28 protein-coding genes are annotated in these 23986 nt (G+C 58.4%); 19 read left to right on the top strand and 9 right to left on the bottom strand.

Features of this window, described 5'->3' with window-relative positions:
• The 12 genes from urtD to ACZ5C3_RS26040 all read left to right on the top strand — a co-directional run bounded on the left by urtD (position 1) and on the right by ACZ5C3_RS26040 (position 9392).
• Positions 1 to 762, top strand: coding sequence for an urea ABC transporter ATP-binding protein UrtD (gene urtD / locus ACZ5C3_RS26095; RefSeq protein ID WP_464034006.1), 762 nt, complete (start codon positions 1 to 3; stop codon positions 760 to 762).
• Between the two features lie 3 nt (positions 763 to 765).
• Positions 766 to 1461, top strand: a complete 696-nt coding sequence (gene urtE, locus ACZ5C3_RS26090) for an urea ABC transporter ATP-binding subunit UrtE (RefSeq protein ID WP_464034005.1) — start codon at positions 766 to 768, stop codon at positions 1459 to 1461.
• Positions 1462 to 1496: 35 nt separating this feature from the next.
• Positions 1497 to 2333, top strand: coding sequence for an urease accessory protein UreD (locus tag ACZ5C3_RS26085; RefSeq protein WP_464034004.1), 837 nt, complete (start codon positions 1497 to 1499; stop codon positions 2331 to 2333).
• 46 nt (positions 2334 to 2379) lie between these two features.
• The gene (locus ACZ5C3_RS26080) at positions 2380 to 2682 is read left to right on the top strand and encodes an urease subunit gamma (RefSeq protein WP_464034003.1); all 303 of its coding nucleotides are present in this window, start codon (positions 2380 to 2382) and stop codon (positions 2680 to 2682) included.
• 8 nt (positions 2683 to 2690) lie between these two features.
• Entirely contained in the window at positions 2691 to 2996 is a 306-nt protein-coding gene (locus tag ACZ5C3_RS26075; RefSeq protein WP_464034002.1) for an urease subunit beta, read from the top strand.
• 60 nt (positions 2997 to 3056) lie between these two features.
• A complete protein-coding gene (gene ureC, locus ACZ5C3_RS26070; RefSeq protein ID WP_464034001.1) occupies positions 3057 to 4772 on the top strand; it encodes an urease subunit alpha in 1716 nt (571 codons plus the stop codon).
• 40 nt (positions 4773 to 4812) lie between these two features.
• Complete coding sequence (locus ACZ5C3_RS26065; RefSeq protein ID WP_464034000.1) at positions 4813 to 5112, top strand: putative quinol monooxygenase; 300 nt, start codon at positions 4813 to 4815, stop codon at positions 5110 to 5112.
• 22 nt (positions 5113 to 5134) lie between these two features.
• Entirely contained in the window at positions 5135 to 5701 is a 567-nt protein-coding gene (gene ureE, locus ACZ5C3_RS26060; protein ID WP_464038438.1) for an urease accessory protein UreE, read from the top strand.
• A complete protein-coding gene (locus ACZ5C3_RS26055) occupies positions 5601 to 6404 on the top strand; it encodes an urease accessory protein UreF (RefSeq protein WP_464044360.1) in 804 nt (267 codons plus the stop codon). Before ureE ends, ACZ5C3_RS26055 begins: the two co-directional genes overlap by 101 nt.
• 195 nt (positions 6405 to 6599) lie before the next feature.
• Positions 6600 to 7235 (top strand): urease accessory protein UreG, encoded by a 636-nt coding sequence (ureG, locus tag ACZ5C3_RS26050; protein WP_464033999.1) that lies wholly within the window; start codon positions 6600 to 6602, stop codon positions 7233 to 7235.
• A gap of 68 nt (positions 7236 to 7303) precedes the next feature.
• Positions 7304 to 7519: a hypothetical protein gene (locus tag ACZ5C3_RS26045; protein WP_464033998.1), complete on the top strand. Its 216-nt coding sequence runs from the start codon at positions 7304 to 7306 to the stop codon at positions 7517 to 7519.
• Positions 7520 to 7736: 217 nt separating this feature from the next.
• Positions 7737 to 9392, top strand: coding sequence for a CHASE domain-containing protein (locus ACZ5C3_RS26040; RefSeq protein WP_464033997.1), 1656 nt, complete (start codon positions 7737 to 7739; stop codon positions 9390 to 9392).
• A gap of 100 nt (positions 9393 to 9492) precedes the next feature.
• On the opposite strand, the gene ACZ5C3_RS26035 is transcribed toward ACZ5C3_RS26040, so the two are convergent.
• Together ACZ5C3_RS26035 and ACZ5C3_RS26030 are read right to left on the bottom strand one after the other, a co-directional pair.
• The gene (locus tag ACZ5C3_RS26035) at positions 9493 to 10041 is read right to left on the bottom strand and encodes a sigma-70 family RNA polymerase sigma factor (RefSeq protein ID WP_464033996.1); all 549 of its coding nucleotides are present in this window, start codon (positions 10039 to 10041) and stop codon (positions 9493 to 9495) included.
• Positions 10041 to 10283 (bottom strand): NepR family anti-sigma factor, encoded by a 243-nt coding sequence (locus ACZ5C3_RS26030; protein ID WP_424628211.1) that lies wholly within the window; start codon positions 10281 to 10283, stop codon positions 10041 to 10043. Before ACZ5C3_RS26030 ends, ACZ5C3_RS26035 begins: the two co-directional genes overlap by 1 nt.
• A gap of 234 nt (positions 10284 to 10517) precedes the next feature.
• On the opposite strand from ACZ5C3_RS26030, the gene ACZ5C3_RS26025 reads away from it, so the two are divergent.
• A complete protein-coding gene (locus ACZ5C3_RS26025; protein WP_464033995.1) occupies positions 10518 to 11324 on the top strand; it encodes a response regulator in 807 nt (268 codons plus the stop codon).
• 334 nt (positions 11325 to 11658) lie between these two features.
• Positions 11659 to 12102: a hypothetical protein gene (locus ACZ5C3_RS26020; RefSeq protein WP_464033994.1), complete on the top strand. Its 444-nt coding sequence runs from the start codon at positions 11659 to 11661 to the stop codon at positions 12100 to 12102.
• Between the two features lie 77 nt (positions 12103 to 12179).
• On the opposite strand, the gene ACZ5C3_RS26015 is transcribed toward ACZ5C3_RS26020, so the two are convergent.
• The 3 genes from ACZ5C3_RS26015 to ACZ5C3_RS26005 form a co-directional block, all read right to left on the bottom strand.
• Positions 12180 to 12614, bottom strand: a complete 435-nt coding sequence (locus tag ACZ5C3_RS26015) for a hypothetical protein (protein WP_464033993.1) — start codon at positions 12612 to 12614, stop codon at positions 12180 to 12182.
• Between the two features lie 90 nt (positions 12615 to 12704).
• The gene (locus tag ACZ5C3_RS26010; protein ID WP_464033992.1) at positions 12705 to 13076 is read right to left on the bottom strand and encodes an ElaB/YgaM/YqjD family protein; all 372 of its coding nucleotides are present in this window, start codon (positions 13074 to 13076) and stop codon (positions 12705 to 12707) included.
• 115 nt (positions 13077 to 13191) lie between these two features.
• The gene (locus ACZ5C3_RS26005) at positions 13192 to 14307 is read right to left on the bottom strand and encodes an AI-2E family transporter (protein WP_464033991.1); all 1116 of its coding nucleotides are present in this window, start codon (positions 14305 to 14307) and stop codon (positions 13192 to 13194) included.
• Between the two features lie 284 nt (positions 14308 to 14591).
• On the opposite strand from ACZ5C3_RS26005, the gene ACZ5C3_RS26000 reads away from it, so the two are divergent.
• The 3 genes from ACZ5C3_RS26000 to ACZ5C3_RS25990 all read left to right on the top strand — a co-directional run bounded on the left by ACZ5C3_RS26000 (position 14592) and on the right by ACZ5C3_RS25990 (position 16364).
• On the top strand, positions 14592 to 15371 hold the full coding sequence (locus tag ACZ5C3_RS26000; protein ID WP_464033990.1) for a L,D-transpeptidase: 780 nt from the start codon (positions 14592 to 14594) through the stop codon (positions 15369 to 15371).
• A 71-nt stretch (positions 15372 to 15442) separates the two neighbouring features.
• Entirely contained in the window at positions 15443 to 16102 is a 660-nt protein-coding gene (locus ACZ5C3_RS25995) for a DUF2865 domain-containing protein (RefSeq protein WP_464033989.1), read from the top strand.
• 100 nt (positions 16103 to 16202) lie between these two features.
• Positions 16203 to 16364 carry a Thivi_2564 family membrane protein gene (locus ACZ5C3_RS25990; protein ID WP_464033988.1) on the top strand — a complete coding sequence of 54 codons (162 nt, stop codon included), beginning with the start codon at positions 16203 to 16205 and terminating at the stop codon, positions 16362 to 16364.
• Positions 16365 to 16427: 63 nt separating this feature from the next.
• On the opposite strand, the gene ACZ5C3_RS25985 is transcribed toward ACZ5C3_RS25990, so the two are convergent.
• From ACZ5C3_RS25985 to cysD, 4 genes are all read right to left on the bottom strand, one after another.
• Positions 16428 to 16628, bottom strand: coding sequence for a CsbD family protein (locus ACZ5C3_RS25985; RefSeq protein WP_464033987.1), 201 nt, complete (start codon positions 16626 to 16628; stop codon positions 16428 to 16430).
• 95 nt (positions 16629 to 16723) lie between these two features.
• Complete coding sequence (locus ACZ5C3_RS25980) at positions 16724 to 18883, bottom strand: malate synthase G (RefSeq protein WP_464033986.1); 2160 nt, start codon at positions 18881 to 18883, stop codon at positions 16724 to 16726.
• A 220-nt stretch (positions 18884 to 19103) separates the two neighbouring features.
• Positions 19104 to 21020 carry an adenylyl-sulfate kinase gene (gene cysC, locus ACZ5C3_RS25975; RefSeq protein ID WP_464033985.1) on the bottom strand — a complete coding sequence of 639 codons (1917 nt, stop codon included), beginning with the start codon at positions 21018 to 21020 and terminating at the stop codon, positions 19104 to 19106.
• A gap of 18 nt (positions 21021 to 21038) precedes the next feature.
• Entirely contained in the window at positions 21039 to 21857 is an 819-nt protein-coding gene (gene cysD / locus ACZ5C3_RS25970; protein WP_464044359.1) for a sulfate adenylyltransferase subunit CysD, read from the bottom strand.
• 385 nt (positions 21858 to 22242) lie between these two features.
• Between cysD and cysG the strand changes: the two genes are divergently transcribed.
• Complete coding sequence (gene cysG, locus ACZ5C3_RS25965; RefSeq protein WP_464033984.1) at positions 22243 to 23667, top strand: siroheme synthase CysG; 1425 nt, start codon at positions 22243 to 22245, stop codon at positions 23665 to 23667.
• Positions 23664 to 23978 carry a DUF2849 domain-containing protein gene (locus ACZ5C3_RS25960; RefSeq protein ID WP_464033983.1) on the top strand — a complete coding sequence of 105 codons (315 nt, stop codon included), beginning with the start codon at positions 23664 to 23666 and terminating at the stop codon, positions 23976 to 23978. The genes cysG and ACZ5C3_RS25960 overlap by 4 nt, the downstream gene beginning before the upstream one ends.
• The last annotated feature ends 8 nt before the right edge of the window (positions 23979 to 23986 follow it).

Genomic DNA, 23986 nt, shown 5'->3' with positions numbered 1-23986 from the left:
ATGAATGTGATGGATACCCGCGCGACGTCCGCCATGCTCTATCTCGATGGCGTGCATGTTTCGTTCGATGGTTTTCACGCCATCAACAATCTGTCGTTGACCATTGCGCCGGGCGAGATGCGAGCCATTATCGGTCCTAACGGTGCCGGTAAGACCACGATGATGGACATCATTACCGGCAAAACCAAACCCGATGAAGGCGATGTCTTGTTCGACGGCTCGGTCGATCTCACGCGCCTTGACGAGACACAAATCGCCGAGCTTGGCATTGGCCGCAAATTCCAGAAGCCGACCGTGTTCGAGAGCCAGACGATCGAGGACAATCTGCGCCTTGCGCTGAAGACCGACCATGGGGTTCGCAAGACATTGTTCTGGCGTGAGACGGCGAACGAGCGTGAGCGCATCGATCGCGTCCTTGAAACAATCCGGTTGACCGGCTCGCGCGATCGACTGGCAGGCGCTCTCTCGCATGGTCAGAAGCAGTGGCTGGAGATTGGCATGCTGTTGGCACAGGATCCCAAGCTGCTGCTGGTCGATGAACCGGTGGCCGGCATGACCGACGTGGAAACACATCAGACCGCCGAGCTTCTCAAAGAGATCAACAAGGACAAGACGGTTGTCGTTGTCGAACACGATATGACGTTTGTGCGCGAGCTCGGCGTGCGCGTCACGTGCTTACACGAGGGCTCTGTGTTGGCGGAGGGATCAATCGATCAGGTCTCTGCCAACGAGCGCGTCATTGAAGTGTATCTGGGGCGGTGAACTATGCTCAATGTCAACAACATCAGCCTCTACTACGGTGCAGCACAGGCGCTACGCGGCGTGTCATTGCTCGCCGAGCCAGGCAAGGTGACATGCGTGCTCGGCCGAAATGGCGTCGGCAAGACCAGCTTGCTGCGTGCCATGGTTGGGCAATACCCAATCGCCGGTGGCTCGATCACATTCGACGGTGCTGATATTTCGGGATTGAAGCCTTATGAACGCGCGCGGAAGGGCATCTCCTTCGTGCCTCAGGGGCGAGAGATTTTCCCCCTGCTGACTGTCGAAGAGAATCTCAAGACCGGCTTTGCGCCGCTCAAGCGGAACGATCGCTCGATTCCAGACGATGTGTTTTCGCTGTTCCCGGTGCTCCAGAGCATGCTCGGCCGCCGCGGCGGTGATCTGTCAGGAGGTCAGCAGCAGCAGCTTGCGATCGGCCGCGCCCTGGTGATGCGTCCGAAATTGCTTCTCCTGGATGAGCCGACCGAAGGTATTCAGCCCTCGATCATCAAGGATATCGGTCGGGCGATTACTTATCTCCGCAGTCTCGGCACTATGGCCATTGTGCTGGTCGAACAATATCTCGACTTTGCCTGCGAGCTCGGCGACAATTTTGCTGTCATGGATCGTGGCGCAGTGAAGTTCACATGCGACCGCAGCACTCTCGATCCGGGCGAGATCAGCCGCCAGATGGCGCTCTGACTTGAACTGAAGACAGCCTGAGCTGGCCGGGGCGAATGCAGAACGGGACCACATCACAGACGCAGGAAACCTTCGCTGCCAATCGTGCGGTCGGCGCTGTGAGGTTTGACGTCCATGTCCGCGATGGATTGACCCGCCGTCGAGAGCTGCATGAGGAAGGATCGCTGCGTGTCCGCTTTCCATCACCTGAGCAGCAGGGGCTCTCCGCCGTCTTCGTCAACACCGCAGGCGGCATTGCAGGCGGAGATCGCTTCGATATCGATATTTGCACACGGGAACAGGCGCATCTGACTGTCACGACCGCTGCCGCCGAAAAGCTTTATCGCTCCCATGGGCCTGAGTCGAAGGTGAATATCAATCTTCGTGCCGAGGCGGAGACGCGGCTTGCCTGGTTGCCGCAGGAAACGATTCTGTTCGATCAGGCGCGTGTGTCACGCAGCATCAATATTGATCTGGCAGAAAGCGCCTCGCTTCTGTTGTGCGAAATTGTCGTGTTTGGCCGTGCGGCCATGGGCGAAACAATGGCCCAGGGCAGTTTCACTGACCGCTGGCGAATGCGTCGTGGCGGTAAGCTAGTGTTTGCAGAAACTGTTCGGCTTGACGGTGATCTCGCAAGCAAGTTTGCAAGTCGTGCTGTCGCGAAAGGCGGGGTGGCGATCGGCACGGCGCTGATTGTGCCGGGCGATGAAGCGATCGTGGCCCGCATCCGCGAATTGTCAGATCGCTTTGGCGGTGAAGTCGGCGTCTCAGCCTGGAACGGATTTGCAATGGTGCGGTTCTGTGCGCAAGATGCAGCGAAGCTCCGCGCCGACATGATGATGGTGCTCGGGCAGGTGAGTCCCTCCGGCTTGCCGCGACTTTGGCTTAACTAGGTTCAAGTGACTCAACTGAGTTCAATTTCAATCGGATACTGCGCGCATGAATTTGTCTCCCCGCGAAAAAGACAAGCTCCTGGTTTCGATGGCTGCAATGGTGGCACGCCGGCGTCTGGAGCGCGGCGTCAAGCTCAATCACCCCGAAGCGATAGCCATCATTTCCGACTTCATCGTCGAAGGTGCGCGTGATGGGCGAACTGTTGCCGAGCTAATGAAAGCCGGAGCGGAAGTCCTGACGCGCGAGCAAGTGATGACCGGAATTCCTGAAATGATCCACGACATTCAGGTCGAAGCGACATTTCCTGACGGTACCAAGCTCGTCACCGTTCACCAGCCAATTCGTTGAGGACGTCCATGATTCCCGGTGAAATGTTCATCAAAGACGGCGACATCGAACTCAACGTCGGCCGCAAAACCGTGACGCTCACGGTCGCCAATACCGGTGATCGTCCGATTCAGGTTGGGTCGCACTATCATTTCTTTGAAACCAATCCCGCACTGAAGTTCGATCGTAAGAAAGCGCGCGGAATGCGACTGGATATTGCGGCGGGTACTGCTGTGCGGTTTGAACCGGGGCAGACGCGCGAGGTTCATCTGGTCGCGCTTGCGGGCAAGCGCACCATCTACGGTTTCCGCGGCGAGGTCAGCGGCAAGCTGTGAAAGCAAGCGATTCCCTTCAGGTCAAAAGTTCAACGGCAAGGCATACTGAAAGCGTTTTCCATGGCCACGAGAATTAAACGTTCCGTCTATGCTGACATGTTCGGTCCAACGACCGGCGACAAAGTCCGGCTTGCCGATACTGACCTGATCATCGAAGTCGAGAAGGACTTCACCGTCTACGGCGAAGAGGTGAAGTTCGGCGGCGGCAAAGTGATCCGCGACGGCATGGGCCAGTCGCAAGTCACCAACAAACAGGGGGCGGCGGACACTGTCATCACCAACGCGCTGATCGTGGATCACTGGGGAATTGTAAAAGCGGATGTTGCCATCAAGGAGGGCTACATATCTGCCATCGGCAAGGCGGGCAATCCGGACATCCAGCCCGGCGTGACGATCGTGATTGGTCCTGGGACCGACATCATCGCAGGCGAAGGCAAGATTCTCACCGCAGGTGGTTTCGACAGCCATATCCATTTCATCTGCCCGCAACAGATAGAACATGCCTTGATGTCGGGCGTCACGTCGATGCTCGGCGGCGGCACGGGTCCGTCGCACGGCACGTTCGCGACCACCTGTACGCCGGGGCCTTGGCACATGGCGCGGATGATCCAGTCCTTCGATGCGTTTCCCGTCAACCTCGGGATTTCAGGCAAGGGCAATGCTTCGCGTCCTGCCGCACTTGTCGAAATGATCAAGGCGGGCGCTTGCGCACTCAAGCTGCATGAAGACTGGGGGACGACGCCGGCGGCGATCGACAATTGTCTTTCCGTTGCGGACGACCACGACATTCAGGTGATGATTCACACAGACACGCTGAATGAGTCAGGCTTTGTCGAGGATACCGTTAAGGCATTCAAGGGGCGTACGATCCACGCCTTCCACACAGAAGGTGCGGGCGGCGGCCACGCACCGGACATCATCAAGGTTGCCGGGCTGAAGAATGTGTTGCCGTCATCGACGAACCCGACGCGGCCATTCACCCGCAATACCATCGACGAACATCTCGACATGCTGATGGTTTGCCATCATCTTGATCCGTCGATTGCCGAAGATCTGGCCTTTGCCGAGAGTCGTATCCGCAAGGAAACCATTGCCGCGGAAGATATCCTTCACGACCTCGGTGCGCTGTCGATGCTCTCATCGGATTCGCAGGCGATGGGCCGCCTCGGCGAGGTAATCATCCGAACCTGGCAAACCGCGGACAAGATGAAGAAGCAACGCGGATCGCTGCCCGAGGACAAGGGCAAGGACAACGACAATTTCCGGGTCAAGCGCTACATCGCCAAGTACACGATCAATCCGGCGATCGCGCACGGCGTATCGAAGCTGATTGGCTCGATCGAAAAAGGCAAGATGGCTGATCTCGTGCTGTGGTCGCCCGCGTTTTTCGGCGTCAAGCCGGATTGCATTATCAAGGGCGGTTCGATCGTAGCCGCGCCGATGGGCGACCCGAATGCGTCGATCCCGACGCCGCAGCCTGTGCACTATCAACCTATGTTCGCGGCGTTCGGGAAATCGCTGACAGCATCATCGGTGGTGTTCACGTCAAAGGCGGCTATCACCTCGGGCCTCGGCAAGAAGCTTGGAATTGAGAAGACGCTCTATCCTGTTTTAAACACGCGTGGCGGGATTTCGAAAAAGAGCATGATTCACAACGGTGCCACACCGAAGATCGAGGTCGATCCGGAAACCTACGAGGTGCGCGCTGACGGTGAATTGCTGACCTGCGCACCCGCCGAGGTGCTGCCCATGGCGCAGCGATACTTCATGTACTAGGGTCCCGGCATCGAAATTAAAAACAGCCGGGAGAAATGCCTTGATCTACGTGGTTGCGACACTGACCGTGAAGCCTGAAATGCGTGCTGAACTCATTGCTGGCGCGAAAGCCTGCATCGCGGAGACTCGCAAGGAGCCGGGCAATATTGCTTATGATATGCACGAGAGCGTCACCGATCCGAGCAAGCTTGTATTCGTCGAGCAGTGGGAGAATGCCGAGGCGCTGGAGCCGCATCGCAAGGCCGATCACATGCGAGCGTTCGGACGTATTGCGGTGAACTGCATGGCCGCACCGCCGAAAATCGAGGTGATCACACCCGCGAAGGTGGATGTTCGATGAGCAACGTCGTGAGGCCGATGGCATGATCCGCGCAACGCAAGTACGCCCGCATCACCGCTGGACCGAGGCGGCGTCGGATACTGTCGTGCTCGGTTTTGACGACCGTCATCGCCGCCGCATGGCGATGACGGGTACCCGCGGCCTTGAATTCCTGCTCGATCTTGAACAGGCGGTTGCCCTGCGTAGCGGCGATGCCTTGGTACTGGACGATGGCCGGTTGGTCGAAGTGGTCGCTGCTCCCGAGCAACTTCTGGAAATTCGAGGAGCTGATCCGTTACATCTCGTGCGGTTGGCCTGGCATCTCGGCAACCGGCATTTGCCGACCCAGATCGTTGGAAAGGGTCTTCGCATCCGCCATGACCATGTGATCGAAGCTATGGTGAAAGGGCTCGGCGCGCGCGTGATCGAGATCGAAGCGCCCTTCGACCCGGAAGGTGGAGCTTATTCCGGCGAGAGCCACGATCACGATCATCACGGTCACGGTCATCATGATCACAGCCATCGACATGATCACGCAGGGCACGATCACAAGCATCACGCGCACGGCCACCATCACGGTCATTCCCATGCTCATGACCACGAGCACTGAGAACAGTTTGAATCATATTTCGGAAGAGGATCAGGCGTCGCTTTTCCGGCTGATGACGTGGCTTTCGCCCGCATTTCCCGTTGGGGCGTTCTCTTATTCCAGCGGCATCGAATGGGCGGTCGAGGCGGGTGATATCACTGACACCGCGACATTGCAGGAATGGCTGTCCGCGATGCTCGTCGATGGGCCCGGTTTCTGCGATGGCGTGTTTCTCTGCCATGCCCACCGAGCGGCGCAGGCGGGTGATAGGACAACGCTGCAGGATATCGTCGAGTTGGCCGCGGCATTTGTGCCCTCGCGCGAGCGTCATCTGGAGACGACAGCGCAGGGGCGAGCGTTTGTCGAGATCGCGCGAGCGGCGTGGAACTGCGATGCTCTCGATCTGCTGACCGCATGCCACGGACAGGTCGCGTATCCCGTCGCGGTAGGCGTGCTCGCCGCTGGTCACGGTATTTCGCTGCCTTTTACGCTTCACGCTTTTCTGCATGCGTTGACATCGAACTGGATCTCGGCCGGCGTGCGGCTGATTCCGCTGGGGCAGACGGACAGCCAGCGCGCGCTTGCTGCGCTCGAGCATGTTATCCGTGGGACTGCGGAGAAATCCTTAAGCGCGTCACTCGATGATTTGGGCAGCGCAACGTTCCGCGCCGATCTCGCCAGCATGCACCACGAGGCACAATACACACGGCTGTTCCGCTCATGAGCCCGATCCTGGTGTCTTCTCGAATCCAAAGTCCGCCTCATCATGCTGCGCGCTCCGCAGCGGACTTTGGATTCGAGAAGACACTAGTACCCCCCTAAATTCCAGTGTGGTTCAGGTCCAGAAGTTCGCCAGAAGGACTCGCAGGAAAAATCGGGTGAACTTCTGGACCACCACACCAGCAACACGAGTATTCGCATGACAAAATTCAATGGCCCGCTGCGTGTAGGAATTGGCGGCCCGGTGGGCTCGGGCAAGACGGCGCTGATGGATCTGCTCTGCAAGACCATGCGGGAACGTTATGACATCGCGGCGATCACCAATGACATCTACACCAAATGGGATGCGGAGTTTCTGGTGCGCTCCGGCTCGCTGACGCCGGATCGGATCGCTGGCGTGGAAACCGGCGGCTGCCCACACACGGCCATTCGCGAGGATGCGTCGATGAATCTTGCCGCCGTCGCCGACATGCGCGTCAAGTTTCCCAACCTCGATCTCGTGCTGATTGAATCCGGTGGCGACAATCTCGCGGCAACCTTTTCACCGGAACTTGCGGACTTGACCATCTATGTCATCGATGTCGCAGCAGGCGATAAGATTCCGTCCAAGGGCGGCCCCGGCATCACGCGATCAGATCTGTTAGTGATCAACAAGATCGATCTCGCGCCGTATGTTGGTGCGTCGCTGGAAAAAATGGATACGGACGCGAAACGTATGCGCGGCGAACGGCCGTTCGTCATGACCAACCTCAAGAAGAGCGACGGCCTCGATCGGATCATCAGCTTTATCGAGGCCAAGGGTGGCCTTCCGGCCACCGCGTCAGCCCGAAACTAGCCGGACGTTCGTCGTCTCGGGTTCGCCCGCCATTTCGGAACCGTCATCCAGTGGACGGGTTAACCCGGATGAAGCGAGGACACCGTGGCGCGACCAAAGACTATAGCGATATTTTCCTTGTGGCGATTCTCATCGGGATCGTGGTCATCGTGCTGAGCCTGATGATGGCCATCGCTCATTCCACTTCGCAGCATCCCGAGCTATCCGGCATCACTATCAGGGACGCTGATCAGCGAGATGTCTTCCGGGAGCCGGGCAAACGACCGCTGCCGCTTCCAAATTAAGAATGATCGATTTCTTTTATGTGGTGGTGGAACCAAATTAACGCGACGTGATTAGCCCACTCACGGGCCATTTCCCGCCAGAATTGGTTAACGATTGTCGGCACTTGAGCGCAAATGATCATTCGTTCAGTATCTGCGTCTTTCTTAGCTTTGAGCTACTCCGCTATCTCCCGGCGGCGATCTGCCTTCCCGTCCCCCCTCTCTTCCGAGTAAGTGCGTGCTCCGTCTCGGCTTCATCATCGGACTGATGGCGATCATCGGAGTGCTTGTCTCCGGGCTCGCCGCTTTCAAGGTCTATGAGCAGGAGTTGTCGATCGATCGGATCGCACTGGCGCGGGCCGTGGATACTCACGCTGCCCTCGTGCAGGAACGCTTAAGCGAGCGCGAGTTACTCACCCGAGTGGCGGTCGGTCTTTTCCGGACCCCGTCGATCAACAAAGCCAATGCGCTACAGCCACTGCGCTCTTCGATTTATGCGTTCAAAACGGACTTCGTCGTCGCGGGCTGGATCGCACGCGTCCCGGTCTCTCAACTTGCGCAGGTCCAGGCTGAACTGAAATCGGCCGGCTATCCAAATCCCACAGTGCGAAATTTCGACGACACCCCGCTGAACCCGGCGAAGTTGCGGGATCCGTCGAGCGTACTGATGGACGTCGAACCGAAGAACGATGAAACGAAACTATTTGTCGGCCGTGTGTTTGACGACCAACCCGTCATCGGGCCGATGTTGACGCGTGCGGCGGAAGAAGGAAAGCCGGTTTCATCTGACCCTCTTGAGCTAGTGCGGAAGGGCGGCCCGATGGGGATTGTCCTTGCCGCGGCGGTTCGCGGCGACGGATCGGATGCGGTGGCCGGCTTTCTGACCATTTCATACCGGCTAGAACCGCTCATGCTGGCAAACGATGAGTTGTCGTTGTTCTCGGTCGCGTTGCGTGATCCCCGCGATGCGTCCAACAACCTAAGTGCCGATGTGAATGGAAACGTCCTCTCGGTCCCGCTGCGACTCGATGCGGACAATCCGCCGCTGTTGCGCGTGGTGTCGTTCGGGAGTCGTGACTGGACGTTGATCTATTACGCCAAGTCGAATGTGGGGGCTCACGCGCAGGAGGTTGCGGCGATCGTCCTCGCCATCGGAGCGGCGCTCACCACAATCCTCTGCGGTTTGTTCGGCTACGTTTCGTATAACAACATACGGCTCAGCCGCGAAATCGAGACGCGAATTGGTTTTGAGCGGCGGCTGACAGCCGTCATTGACGAACTCAATCATCGTGTGAAGAACATCCTCGCGGTGATCCAGTCCATCGTGACGCGGACTATGCGGCATGGTGCTGATATCGACGTCGCACGCGAACTGTTGATTGGCCGCATTCACGCGATGTCCCATGTTGTTTCGCTTCTCAGTGAGAGCCAGTGGCAGGGTGTCAAACTCAAAGGTTTGTTTGAATCCCGCGCCATTCCTCACGCCGAGCGCATTGTTCTCAATGGGCCCGATATCACGATTAGCGCGCGGGCCGCGCAAAGCCTGTCGCTGCTGTTCTTCGAGCTGGCTTCTCATACGGATGAGGGACTTTCCCTCGTTGGCAAACATCCGCATGTGGTGGTGGAGTGGACAGTGACGGGAGAGCCGCCCAAGCTGGTCTTTCATTTCCGTTGGGAAGAATTCAACACAAGCGCTGCCACCCGGCGGCCGGATAGCGATTTCGGTATTGTGCTGCTGGATCGTGTCGCGCCCGAAGCGCTTGGCGGCACGTCCAAGCGCTACTTCACCGACATCAGTTACGTCTATGAACTGACGGCTCCAATGGAGACCGTGATCGATGAAAATGAATTGGATCGCACAAATCGCCTGAGTGCGCCGGTGAAAAAGCGCTAGCTGAAACGGGTGATTGCTCTGCACCTGCTACGGCAGGCAAAGGCAAACAAAAGCAGCCACTTCATGAAGTGGCTGCTTTTCCTTTTTTATTTGGTGAGGTCTAACCCCCGCCGCCTCCAATGACCGCGCGAACCGTATCGTCCGGGCCAAAGTCTTCCGCACCCTCGACAGTGAGCAGGGCGCTCAGTTTAGAGCGGGCGCGATTGACGCGGCTCTTGATCGTGCCGACAGCGCATCCGCAAATGGATGCAGCGTCCTCGTAGGAGAAGCCCGACGCACCGACGAGAATGAGCGCTTCGCGCTGATCCTGTGGCAACTTCTCAAGCGCGGCTCGAAATTCCTCGAATTCGAGGTGTGAATTCTGAGCAGGCTGCGATTTGAGGGTCTTCGCGTAGCTGCCCTCAGCGTCTTCGACTTCCCGGCGACGCTTGCGATAATCCGAGCGGAACAGGTTGCGCAGAATTGTGAACAACCATGCCGGCAAATTCGAACCTGGTTGGAACGAGTCGATGTGAGCCAATGCCCGCAGCAGCGTTTCCTGCACAAGGTCGTCCGCACGGTCACCATTGCCGCTCAGTGAAATTGCGAACGCGCGCAGACTCGGCACGGTCGCAAGGATCTCATCTCGAAGAGAGTCTGTGAGAGGCATTAGTCCCTCCCGTCTTTTTTCGCCAGCGCCTGTGCTGCGGCATCCGGGGTGTCGAGCTGCCGGATCAATTCAGCAAAGCGATCCGGTACGCCTTGGCGCACCACATCGTCGTACATGGCACGAAGCTGATGTCCGATCCGGGATTGAATCTCGGCGTTGAGCCCACCTGGCTTGCCTGATCCGCTTCCAGATCCACCCGATCCACTAGATGGTTTGTTTGATGGAGGCTTCAAGTCTTTCATGGCGGTGATCCGTTATTTCCCCGAGAGCTAAGTGCTTTGAATTGCAGTGGTTTCCCCCTGCCGATGAAGACTTCAGCCCCGCTTGTGAGAAACCTAATGCGTCGTTTGGGATAAAGTTCCAGCATCTGGGAACTTTTATGAAGTTCGTGCGTAATAATCCCGATGAAGGGGAACCGGTGGCGTGGCGACACGCGGCCTGTTCGAACCTAACCTTAGCTATCGATTGGAGGGGGTATGTCTCGTTCTCAGCTCGTTGCTGAACATTTGCCACTGTTGCGTCGCTACGCACGCGCCCTGACGGGGAGCCAGACGTCCGGCGATGCCTATGTGGCGGCCATGCTCGAGGCCTTGTTGCAAGACCCCTCGCTGCTTGAAGAAAAATTTGGACCGCGTGCAGGGCTGTTTCGGCTGTTCACGCAGATCTGGAATTCGGTGTCGCTGAACGAAAATGCCGAAGCGCCGGCCGCTCAGGCGGCCTCGGAGCAGCGGCTTTCGAACATTACACCATTGGCGCGTCAGGCTTTTCTGCTGCTGTCACTGGAAGGCTTCTCGGAGCAGGAGGTCGCTCACATTCTCGATACGGATGTGTCGAAGATTCGTGAGCTCACCGATACCGCCGGTCGCGAACTGGCGGCGGAAATCGCGACCGATGTCCTGATCATCGAGGATGAGACCTTCATCGCGATGGATTTGGAAAGCCTGATCAAGAACCTCGGTCACAACGTCATTGGTGTGGCGCGGACCCATGCGGATGCTGTGGCATTGGCCAAAAATAAGAAGCCGGGATTGATCCTGGCTGATATTCAATTGGCCGACGGCAGCTCTGGATTGGATGCAGTCAATGAACTGTTGCGAAGCTTTGAAGTGCCGGTGGTATTTATTACCGCCTATCCAGAGCGCTTCCTCACCGGCGAGCGGCCGGAGCCAGCCTTCCTGATCTCGAAGCCGTTCCAGCCGGCGATGGTCTCGGCGGTCGCAAGTCAGGCGCTGTTCTTTCAGCGTAATTCGCGCAATCGTGCGTCCAGGGCTGCTGCTTCCTAAGAAACAAGTCATTGCAAAGCCGGACGTGGAGCTTCACGTCCGGCTTTTTGCTGCCTGCTTTATGTGTCCGGGAAAAATAGCCCCACGAAAATAACATGGGGTGCGGCCGGCATCACCACGGTCGCACCCCACGCGATAGCCGGTTGATTAGGGGCAGGGGGAATAACCGGCTCTTGAAAAGACGCGGGGTGTCCGAAATCGTTCCGGACCACTTCACAATTATTTTGACGATGATTCGTGACCCGCTCGGTCGGACGCCGGAACGAAGCGTTTTCGTTCACGTTGTTTTAACGCATTCGCCTTTCGGCAATGCAGCAACGCGTAGAGGCGTATCATGTCAAACGTAACTTCTGGAATTCTCGGTGCGGTGGCGGCAACGCTTGCGCTTGGTGCCGTGCATCTTGAAGTGGCGACTGGAAACGATCTGGTCGGTTCGGCAGCTCAAAGGAATAGCGGCACAGTGGGTATCGCGTACTCACCGGCCAATCTTTCCGCGACGACCCAGAACGTAAATCGCTCTGCCAAGGGTGATCGCGATCTGGCGGTACAGCCATCAGGGGGCGTGACAATTTCTTTCAAAGTCCCTGGCGCAGATGATGCGTCGGTAGCATTGCGAATGCCGTCGGGCGATGCAGCGGATGCACGCCGCAAGCCGCTCGTGCCCGGTAAAATCGAAAAGGGATCCGCTGTGGAACGCAAGCAGGTTGCATGCGAACCCGTGGTGAGTGCTTTGACAGCTGTGGCCAAGGAGCTCGGTCCGGGGCGCTGCATTACGTAATTTGAGTAAGTCTGGATCAAATAAAAAGAGGCGCCAGTTAGCGCCTCTTTTTATTTGGATCGGAGTCTGGAGCGAGGTTATTCGCCGGGCTCTTCTTTCGCTGCTGTATTACGGCTTGCCATGAAGCCCAAGGCGACGCCACCGATGGCAAGCAATGGGATAAGACGCTTTATCCCAACTGTCCGCACGATTTGCAGGCCTGCGGCGAGCACCATGGGATCGCTCAAGGCAGTCTGCATCATCGAGGGAGGTGGCTCCTTCGGCTTATTTTCTTCTCGCCGTTTCTGTGTTGCGTAGGACATTGCTGCCAGCAACGTCGCGATAAAGAATACGCCTGCCCCTGCAAGACAGGCCTGGATCAAGCCGTAGCGTTCAAGAACGAAGACAAAGGCGGCTGCGCACAAGAACGATACAGTGACAAAAAGGAATATTGCGACGGCAAGAGCGAATGATGTTTGCCGCACCGCCGAGCCAGTGCTTTCGCGAAAGTCATCAATGAGTTTCTGAAGCATCGAACATCCGATCCAAATGCCGACAATGAAATTGACGCGCTCGGGAGACAGCGCGTCGCGTCATTAGGGATTGATGGTGATGGAGACGCGTTAGCGCCTCCAGGTCACGCCGATCAGAAAGCCAAGTCCAAGTGCAAGGCCAACAGCGGCTAGCGGACGCTCTACGATCGCGTCTTCGAGCGATTCTTCCAAAGTGCCGGCGGCTTCCTGCGCGGCATCGAGAGCCTCGCTGCCCCGTTGGCCCAGGTCGGACACCATGGAATCCACGTTTGAGCGGGCTTGTTTATAAGAGCGCCTGGCTTGCTTGCGTGCGCTGCCCGTGAAGGCGTCCAGGGCGTCTGTGATCTGGTCTGCCAGAGCTGAAATATCGTTTTTCACGGCATCTACATCCTTCTGCAAGCGGTCATATGTTGCTTTATCTGTCATGGTCCTCATCGCGTCTTCGCCGTCGGTGCTCGACATCGAAAGCTCCCCGGAAACCCATTTCCTGCAGCGAAAACGCACCGTTATCGGGAAGGTTCCATCCACGATAACCGGTGTGGTGGTTCAGAACTTCGCTAGGAGGCGCGCCGGAACACTAGGCCTCAGGAAGCTGCGTGTCCTTCACCGGCATCAGATGCTCCTTGAGGACGAGGCCGACGATCAGGAGGGGTGATGACAAAAACGCTCCCATCGGTCCCCACAGCCACGTCCAGAAGGCGAGCGCGATAAAGACCGCCAGCGCGTTCAGCGCCAGCCGGCGCCCGATGATCGTCGGCGTTACGAAATGCCCTTCGATAAAGGCGACGACCGTGAAGCAGGCTGCGGCAATAAGTCCGGCACCTAAGGTTGACGCGGTGATGATGCCGACCGCCAGAAGCACGACAAACATCACGATTGGGCCAATGATCGGGATGAAATTCACGATCGCCGCCAGAGCGCCGAGACCCGCTGGATTCGGCATATTGGTAAAGGCGCAGATGATGCCAGTGGCGATACCGACCCCCATATTGATCAGCGTGACGGTCAGAAGATAGTTGCCGAGATGGGTTTCGATCGCGTTCAGGATCCGCAGCATTCTCAATCGCGACTCGTGGTCGCCAAATGTCAGGACCAATGAGCGGCGCAAGCTCGGCCAGCTCGCAATGAAGAGCACGAGAACTGCGAAGAACAGCAGAATCTCGGTGAAGGTCGGCGACAGGAATTCAAACGTCGGCTGCACCCATTCAACTTTTGGCAGCGGCAGCGATAGCGATGTTTCACCGGGTGTTGGCGTTGCTCCGAACATCACCTGCAATTGATGCCACATCGCAATCGGCCGATCGAAGACGTGGAATTTGTCTTTGAGGCGCGGTCCAAGCTCGGGCAGTCGCGTGGTCCATTCCATGACAGGCGCGGATATGAGCCCGATCATGAAGACAAAGCCGGCAAATGTCGCGGTGACGATCGCGACAGCAGAGACCGAGCGGGGGATACGGTACTGCTCGAGGAATTTGGCGGCGGGTGACAGCATGGTCCCGACCACGATAGCTGTCACGATGGGCAAAAAGAATGCGCGTCCAACATAAAGGACGGCGGTGACGCTGATGAGGAGCAGCCCGATCAGACAGAACGTCACGATCTCGGTGCGCTGGATGATAGGCGGCCGCTCGAGCCGGCTGTCGTCGAGTGGTGTGCTCGCGGTGTGAAGGTTCAGTTCGCGCACCTCACTCATTGTGGTTGCTCGTCATTAAAGTTTGCCGAGGAGCAGGGGGAATAATCGCGCGATGAGGACGGGTGCCGACATGACCGTGATCCTTCCATGTCTCTGCCCGATAGGCCGGCGGCTCCATCAGCGCTAACCGCCCGGATTGCCTAAAAGTTCCGCCGCGGGATTGAAAGCCCTCGGCGGGGCTGACTGAAAAAGCAGAAGCCTGGCCGGACCATGGAACAAGCGTCGCGGCAGCGCGTTCGCATTCCCAGTTACTTCCCAAGGCAACCGCAAAAGCGAGGCCGGTCATGGCGTATTCAGTGCCGTCGAGTGCAAGGTCTGGGAATTTCCGTCGTTTCGTAAAATTGTTTATATTGGCGTCAACCGCCGCACTTTCTGCGGGGCTTGCCAGTCCCGCCCTCTCGCAAACGCTGGGATATGCGGGGCAAACGCAAGGCTCTTTCTGGTCGGATGACCGATCGCTGCCATCGCCCCAAGTCACCCCGAATGAAGGTTCGAGCTCAATCCTTCCCGAACGGTTTCGCCGGCGCGTGGTCTCTTTCGACACCAAGGAGGCCCCCGGCACCATCGTGATCGATACGGGCAATACGACGCTGTACTATGTGCTGGGTGGCGGCCGCGCGATCCGTTACGGCGTCGGCGTCGGCCGTGAGGGGTTTACCTGGTCGGGCGTGCAAAACGTGTCGCGCAAGGCGGCTTGGCCTGATTGGCATCCGCCGGCAGAAATGATCGCGCGCCAGCCGTATCTGCCGCGATTCGTCGCCGGTGGTCCGGGCAATCCGCTTGGTGCCGCTGCGATGTATCTCGGCTCCAGTGCCTATCGCATTCACGGCACGAACGATCCATCGACCATTGGCAAGTTTGTATCGAGCGGCTGCATTCGCCTGACCAACGAGGACGTGCAGGATCTGTATAGTCGCGTCAACGTCGGCACGAAGGTCGTTGTGCTTCCGAAAGGCAAGCCGCTTCAATTTGAAGAAAAACTGGCGGGTCGCGGCCGTCTCTCAATGAATGTGCCGCCTACTCGTGACCTGTCACAAAACATCAAGACGTCGGGATTATATTAAACGCGTGTTTGGAAGCGCTGTTTAAAAGGCGCCGCGTCGGTTGAAGTGAAGTGCCCATCAAGAGGTTCGTGATGCGTGGTTCAACTTACCTGAAGATCGCTTCAACCTTCGCCTTTCTGCTCTTCGCGTTTCACGGTGATCTCATTGCTCCATCGCACGCGCAAGCGTGTGATCCGCTGACGCAATTTTTCGGCGGCTGTAATCCTCGGCCGATGCAGCAGCAGTCCCTTGGTTTTGCTGAACCGGGCGACGGATTTGGCCGGTCCCAACGAGTCTACGTCTATCGCCCGCATCGTGAATCTACCGGGGCTGCTTTCTGTGTGCGGACGTGCGATGGCCGTTACTTCCCGGTAGCAGTGCGCGATGGGCAGAGCAGTGCGGAAATGTGCAACAACTTCTGTCCCGCGAGCGAGACCAAGATTTATCACGGATCCTCAATTGACGAGGCGTCGACCGACAATGGAAAGTCTTACTCGGATATGCCGAACGCGTTTCGCTATCGCAACGAGCTCGTTGCCGGATGCACCTGCAATGGAAAAGATGCATTTGGTCTGGCGGCAGTGAAAGTTGAAGATGATCCGACCTTGCGTAAGGGCGACATCGTTGCCGGTGCCAGCGGCCTGATGGTCGTTAGCAGTGGTGGCCGTCGCAGCGCGTCACTCAACTTCACGCCCGCGCCGCCGTCCCTGCGTGCGAAGTTCGGGCAATTGCCCGTGGTTGCCGCTCAATAACACTGTTCCCAAACGGGAACCAATCCGGATTGTGACCGTTGGCTTTGATATGGCACGCGCTGCGTGCCTTCATCATGTCCCGGTCTCATGAGGGGTGGTCATGGCCATACTGATTAGCATCCTGATTACGTTTCTTGTCGTTATTCTCGTTCTTTATCTCATCAATATGCTGCCCATCGATGGGCGCGCGAAGCAGATCGCCAGAGCTATCGTGGTGATTATCGGCATCATTTCGATGCTGAAGTATCTCGCGGTGTTCTAAGTTGCTTGAACACGCAACCAAACAAAAAGCCCCGGCATCGCCGGGGCTTTTTCACTAACGAATTTACTTCAGTGTCTTGAACCAATCATCCACGTCCTTGTGGATCTGATCCTTGGCAAAACCGTAGCGCTGCTGCAGTTTGCCTTCGAGTTGCTCGCGGCGGCCCTCGATGACATCGAGATCGTCGTCGGTCAGCTTGCCCCATTTCTCTTTGGCGGAACCTTTGAACTGCTTCCAGTTCCCTTCCAAGCGATTCCAGTCCATCGATCATCTCCCTTTTTACGAAGAACGTGACCGATAACGGCGCGATGTTGCGATCGTTCCTAAAAACGATGCGACATCACGCCGTGTGTTCGTGATCAGCCGGCGAGTTTCGCTTCCTTGCGGCGAGCGTGAAGAATGAACTCGGTGTAGCCGTTCGGCTGCTCGCGTCCCTTGAAGACTAGATCGCACGCAGCCTTGAAAGCGACGCCATCGAACGAAGGCGCCATCGGGCGGTACAGCGGATCGCCCGCGTTCTGCTTGTCAACGACGACCGCCATACGCTTCAGCGACTCCATCACCTGATCATGAGTGACAACGCCCTGCAGCAGCCAGTTCGCCAGATGCTGGCTTGAAATGCGCAGCGTCGCACGATCTTCCATCAGGCCGACATCGTGAATGTCCGGCACCTTGGAGCAGCCGACGCCCTGGTCGATCCAGCGTACGACGTAGCCGAGGATACCCTGGCAGTTGTTGTCGATCTCCTGCTTCACATCATCCGGTGCCCAGTTCGATTGCGAGACCGGAATGGTCAGGATGTCGGAGAGCTTCGCCTTGGTGCGGCTTTTCAATTCCTGCTGGCGCGCATGCACATCGACCTGATGATAGTGCAGGGCGTGCAGCGTGGCGGCGGTCGGCGAGGGCACCCACGCCGTGCTTGCACCGGCCTGTGGGTGAGCCACCTTCTGCGCAATCATGTCGGCCATCTTATCCGGCGCAGCCCACATGCCTTTGCCGATCTGGGCGTGACCCGGCAGACCGTTGGCCAGACCGGTGTCGACGTTCCAATCCTCGTAAGCCTTGATCCACGGCTGAGCTTTCATGTCATTCTTGCGGATCATCGGGCCAGCTTCGATCGAGGTATGAATCTCGTCACCGGTGCGATCAAGGAAGCCGGTGTTGATGAAGCAAATGCGCTGTGCGGCATTCTGGATGCAAGCGGAGAGGTTGACCGTGGTGCGGCGCTCCTCGTCCATGATGCCGACCTTCAGCGTGTTGGCAGGCAGCGACAGCATCTTCTCGACGCGGCCAAAAATCTCGACGGTGAGTGCGACTTCGTCCGGGCCGTGCATCTTCGGCTTGACGATATAGACCGAGCCCTTGCGGCTGTTCTTGAGTTTGGACTTGCCCTTCACGTCGTGGATTGCGAGCAGGCCGCTGACCGCGGCATCGAGGATGCCTTCCGGAATTTCCTCGCCCTTCGAGTCGAGCACTGCGTCGGTGAACATGTGATGGCCGACGTTACGGATCAGCATCATGCTGCGGCCATGGAGCTTCACCTCCTTGCCGTCCACGCCCTTGTAGACGCGGTCGGTATTCAGGGCGCGGGTCATGGTCTTGCCGCCCTTGTCGAAGTCGGCAGACAGCGTGCCGTTCATCAGGCCGAGCACGTTGCGGTACACGAGAACCTTGTCCTCGGCATCGACCGCGGCGACGCTGTCCTCCATGTCGAGAATGGTGCTGACCGCCGCTTCGAGGATCATGTCGGAGACGCCGGCTGGATCATCCTTGCCGATAATATGGCTGCGATCGATCTGCACATCGATGTGCATGCCGTTGTTAACGAGCAGGATCGCGCTCGGAGAAGCCGCATCACCCTGATAGCCGACGAGTTGAGCCTTGTTCTTCAGCGCGGTCGCATTGCCGCTCTTCAGCTTGGCGGCGAGCTGGCCGTTCTCGATGCTGTAGGCGGTGACGTCGCTGTGGTTACCGGTGGCCAGCGGCACGGCTTGGTCAAGGAACGACTTGGCCTTGGCGATCACCTTGTCGCCGCGTGCCTTGTTGTAGCCCTTGCCGCCCTCGCTCGGATCATGTGGGATCGCGTCGGTGCCATAGAGCGCGTCGTAAAGGCTGCCCCAGCGCGCATTCGCTGCGTTCAGAGAGTACCGCGCGTTCGTGAGCGGCACCACGAGCTGTGGGCCGAACATGCGGGCGATTTCTTCATCGACGTTTGCGGTCTGCACTTCCTTCGCGGCTGGCTCGGGGAGCAGGTAGCCGATGTCCTTCAGGAACGCCGTATAGGCGTTCATGTCGAACTGCTTGCCCTTATGAGACTTGTGCCAGTCGTCGATCTTGGCCTGAAGCGTATCGCGGAATGCGAGCAGCTCCCGATTCCGGGGCGCCAGGTCGTTGATGATCGCGGCGAGTCCGGCCCAAAAAGCGTCGGGTGAAACGCCGGTGTCGGCGGTGGCTTCCTTGGCGATGAAATCAAACAGGACAGGCGCGATTTTCAATCCGCTGGCATCGATACGTTTCATGATAAATCTCACGGACAACGGCAAAAAAGCGCCGTTTCGGGGCTTCAGGATGAGGTGGATTTAAGGGCCGCTGGGGCCGCTTTGCAGGACGGTTTTAACGCCAAAGCCGGGCAAAAGAGAAGGCCTTTCCCCGCCTCAGGCTTGTATACCACGGCTCAGGTCACCGCATGGCGACCCGGCCAAGAGTCAGCCCCGCAGGACCGAAAGCCGCCTGCCGTAATCAGATGTTGGCAGCGAGATCGTTCAATTCGCCGAACAAGACACCCGTGCCGGCGAGCAGGCGCTCGACGGCTTCCGTGGCGTCAGCAATAGACTTGTTCGAAGTATCCAGGGTCAGTTCCGCACTCGCGGGCGGCTGATAGTCCTGCGCAATACCCGTGAAGCTCGGCAGATTTCCGGCCCGTGCCTTGGCATAGTGCCCCTTAGGATCACGACTCTCGCAGACCTCCGCCGGTGTTGAGACGTAAATTTCCCGGAACAGGTCGCCCGCGACGCGACGCGCCTGTGCGCGATCCTCGCTGGACGGCGAAACGGCCGCGACGATTGCAATGTGACCATTGCGCGCCAGATGTGTCGCGGTCTCGGCAAGGCGGCGAATATTCTCGGTGCGATCTTGAGGCGAAAAACCGAGATCGCTGTTGAGGCCGGCACGCAACGTATCGCCGTCGAGCAGGATGGGGGATCCGCCGTGTGTGAACAGCCTGCGCTCGAGCGCACGCGCCACGGTGGATTTTCCGGAGCCGGGCAGCCCTGTCAGCCAGACGACAGCGCCGCCATGGCCGTAACGCGCAGAGCGTTCGTCCGGCCGCAGTGCGGATTCAACAGGGACAATATCGACCGGGATCGCCCGCTGTCCGGCGTCCACACTCAACACGAGGCCACCACCTGCGATGCGTCCGTTGACTTCGATCACAAGTCGGCCGGTACGAGGATTGTCGGTATAGGCATCCGCTGCCACCGGCTTAGCGAGTGAGATATCGATTTCGCCGACGTGATTTCGCGCGATAGACGATGTCGTGACGCTTTCGAGCTCACCCGGATCGACGGCCTTGTCGATCGCAACAACCGTCGCGCGGGATTCCATCGTGCCGAGACGGACCAGAACAGACGCGCCCGCTGTGAGCGGAGCGTCATGCAGCCAGAAAATCCGCGCGCGCAGGCGGCGGGTGTCGCGCGGCGCGGCATTGACATGACCGATGATATCACCGCGCTCTAGGAACAGTTCGCGGTCGAGCGTGATGCCGACCGAACGTCCGGCGCCTTGTGGTGTCGTCACTGGCGTCGCCGGCCAGCCCTCGATCGATTTCACCTTGGCGATCTTGCCTGCCGGCATGATGACGATTTCGTCGCCGGTGGCGAGATTGCCGGATTCGATACGGCCGGCGACAATGCGCCGGTCATCAAACTTGTAGATCGCTTGCACGGGAAGCCGCAGCGCCAATTCGTCGAGTGGGCGTGCCGGTGTCAGCGCGTCCAGCGCTTCCACCACGGTTGGCCCGCCGTACCAATCGATATTAGGCGTGCGTTCGGCAACGCCGTCGCCGTCGCGTGCGGAAATGGGAATGACCGCCGTCGGCGTCACGCCAAGGCCGGTCAGATGCGACGTGATCTCGTCGCTGATTTCCTTGAAGCGCGACGCACTGAAATCGACGCGGTCCATTTTGTTGACGACAATGGCGACCTGTTTGACGCCCAGAAGATGCAGCAGATAGCCGTGGCGGCGGGTCTGATCGCGCACGCCTTCAAGGGCATCGATGATGAGCACGGCGCCATCGGCTTGCGAAGCGCCAGTGATCATGTTGCGCAGAAATTCCGCGTGGCCCGGCGCGTCGATCAGAACGACGTCGCGGGATTTGGTGCGGAAGCGGATTTGTGTCGTGTCGATGGTGATGCCCTGGTCGCGCTCGGTCTGCAGTGCATCCAGCAGGAACGACCATTCGAACGGCATGCCGCGCCGCGCGCTGACAGCCTTGAGCATCTCAAGCTTCCCGTCGGGCAGGCTGCCGGTTTCATGCAGCAGGCGTCCAACGAGAGTGGACTTGCCGTGGTCGACGTGGCCGACGATGACGATGCGCACTTGAGGACGCGTAGTCCCGTTTGGCGTGGTGACTGCAACTTTGGGGACCGCGATATTCATGGAAGCACTCATCCTGCGTCAGAGATAGCCGGCCACACGAAGCCGTTCGAAGGCGTCTTCTGTCTCATGGTCCAGTGCGCGTCCGGCGCGCTCGGGCACCTTCGTTGCGTTCAGTTCAATCAAAATTTCTTCGATATTCGACGCGTTCGAATCGACGGGATTTGTGATGTCCTGATCGCCAAGCGAGCGGTAACGCTTGCCGTTCTTCGACAGATAGAGCGGGATGATCGGGATGTTTTCGCGTTGCGTGTAGGCCCAGATATCGGCCTCGGTCCAATGCAGGATCGGATGAATCCGAAGGTGCGCGCCCTGTGGCGGCGACGCGTTGAAGTGGTCCCAGAATTCAGGGGGCTGGTCGCGCACGTCCCAGTTTCCTTCCAGGCCGCGCGGCGAAAACACGCGTTCCTTCGCACGGGTGGCTTCCTCGTCGCGGCGAATGCCGGCGATCAGCCCATCAAAGCCATATTTAGCAAGCGCAAGTTTTAAGCCCTCCGTTTTACGAGCGGCAGAACGCGCGGCCGGCGGCAGGGTTGGGTCGATGTCTTCGATCGGCGGGCAGTAATCGACCTTCAGATCGAGCCCCCATTCTTTCGAATAGTGATCGCGGAAGGCATACATCTCCGGAAATTTCTTGCCGGTGTCGACGTGCAAAGCTGGAAACGGCACCTTGCCGAAGAACGCTTTGCGCGCGAGCCAGATCATCACGTTTGAGTCTTTGCCGAGCGACCAGAGCAAAGCGAGCTTCTTCAGTCGCGCGAAGCCTTCCCGAAAAATGTAGATGCTCTGGGCTTCGAGCTCATCGAGATGATCCATTGAAGGCTGGATGGAAGGCGCCATTGGGGTCACTCCGTGCCTGACGCGCATCGCGCCTGCAGACCGTAGATTTGAGAAGGTGGGTGTGGGGTCAGCCCAACAAACCTTGACCGGAGCCGCTCGTCATCAGCAATGAATTGCCGGCCGCTGTCATGGCGGCTTCCGGCAATGCGATTATGTTTCTCGGCAGACCGCCCCACTTGATGACCATGAGAGGTGTTCAAGTCAGACTCTTGGCCCTGCCGAATTGGCGCGAGAACAAGCATCTCTTTTGCGTCGGGTTCGTGGTACGAATTTCCAAGTTTGCGACGCAACGGAGAAGAAATAATTTTCTCTTTACGTGACGCAATCGATACATATATAGAAAATAATTCCAGTCAACCCCGCAAATGGGGAAGCGGAGTTTCGCATGCGGTTTCTGCCGGTATTTCTCGATCTGCAAACCGGACCAATTATTTTGGTCGGGCAGGGAGAGGCTGTGCAGGCGAAATTACGTCTGTTGTTGTCCGCGGGCGCGCACGTTCGCTGGTATGCGACGGACGGCCATCACGACTTGACTGGATTTGATGCGAGCGCTGTAGCGCGCGTCGAGCGTGCGGACGGTGATCCGCTCACCGCTGATCTTTCACATGTCATTGCCGTTCTGTGCGCAGGTGCCGGTGATATGGGTCACCTGATCGCTGCCCGTGCGCGAGCGGCAGGCATTCCGGTCAATGTCATGGACGAGACCGCGCATTCCACTTTCATTTTTCCTGCGATCGTCGATCGCGGCGATGTCGTCGTAGCTGTCGGGACGGGTGGAACATCTCCGGTGGTCGCGCGGCGTGTGCGCGAGCGCATCGAAACGGTGTTGCCAGCGCGGATCGGTGATCTCGCGGGTTTCATCGGCCGTTGGCGTGAAGCTATCAAGGCACGTCTGCCGGATCTGTCGGCGCGCCGCAAATTCTGGGAGCGCGTGATCGATGGCGCCATTGGCGCTGACGTGCTTGCTGGACGTGTCGAGAGCGCCGAGCGCGCGCTGAAAAGCCTTTCGGATTATTCCGCATTCGCTGAAGCTGACAGCCGAGGATTTGTGACCTTGGTTGGTGCGGGACCGGGCGATCCAGACTTGCTGACGGTGAAGGCCCTGCGGGCCCTGCAAGATGCCGACATTGTTTTCTACGATGACCTCGTTTCGCCCGAAGTGCTCGATCGCGCTCGCCGTGATGCGTCGCGTGTGTCCGTCGGCCGGCGTATCGGTAAGCCGGGAATTGGTCAGGACGCGGTCAATCGGCTGCTGATCGAGGCTGCGCGTTCCGGAAAGCGTGCCGTGCGCCTGAAGGGCGGCGATCCGTTTGTCTTTGGGCGTGGCGGCGAAGAGATTGCGGCGCTGCGTGAAGCGAATGTTGCTTATGCCGTCGTTCCAGGCATTACAGCTGGCCTTGGCGCGGCGGCAGAATCGGAAGTGCCGCTTACATTTCGCAAGCAAGCGCTGCGCATCACCTTTCTCACGGCACACAAGGCCGAAGACGCTGGCAATGTCGATTGGTCGGCGCTGACCGATACGAAAATGACGGTTGTTGTTTACATGGGCATCACTGCGGCTTCGACCATCCGCGAGGGGCTGCTCGCTGCCGGTCGCTCGGCGGAGACCCCGGTCGGTGTATTCGCACGGGTCACACGTCCCGACGCCAAGTCGGTTGTTGGCGTCCTGAACGATTTGCCTGCGCTCGCCAGACAGGTCGAGACTGGTCCTGCAATTCTTATCATCGGCGACGTCGTCGCCCACTCCGCCCCCTGGCGAAATGCAAACCCAGAGAAAATCCTCTCGCAACTTCTAATGGCTGCCGAATGACATCCCCACTGCAACAGAAAATCAAAATCACTGGACCTTCCGTTGTTACCGCCAATCGCACCGGCGACGGCGTGGTCATCTATCGCACCGCCTCGCACGGATGGTCGACCGATCTGTCCGATGCCGCCATCGTGCGGACCGCTGACGACGCGCGGAAATTGCTTGCTGAATCGACTGCGGATGATCTCGGCGCGATCGGGGCTTACATCGCGCCTGTCGAGATCACAAATCAAGGCAGCGTTGCTCCGGGTAACTTGCGTGAACGCATTCGCCAGCAGGGCGTTACGTTTCCGCTGCGTCTCTCTGCTTAAGGCAAGCC

This window comes from Afipia dichlorophenoxyacetatis (assembly GCF_055386385.1).
This window is presented reverse-complemented; position numbering and strand designations above follow the sequence as displayed.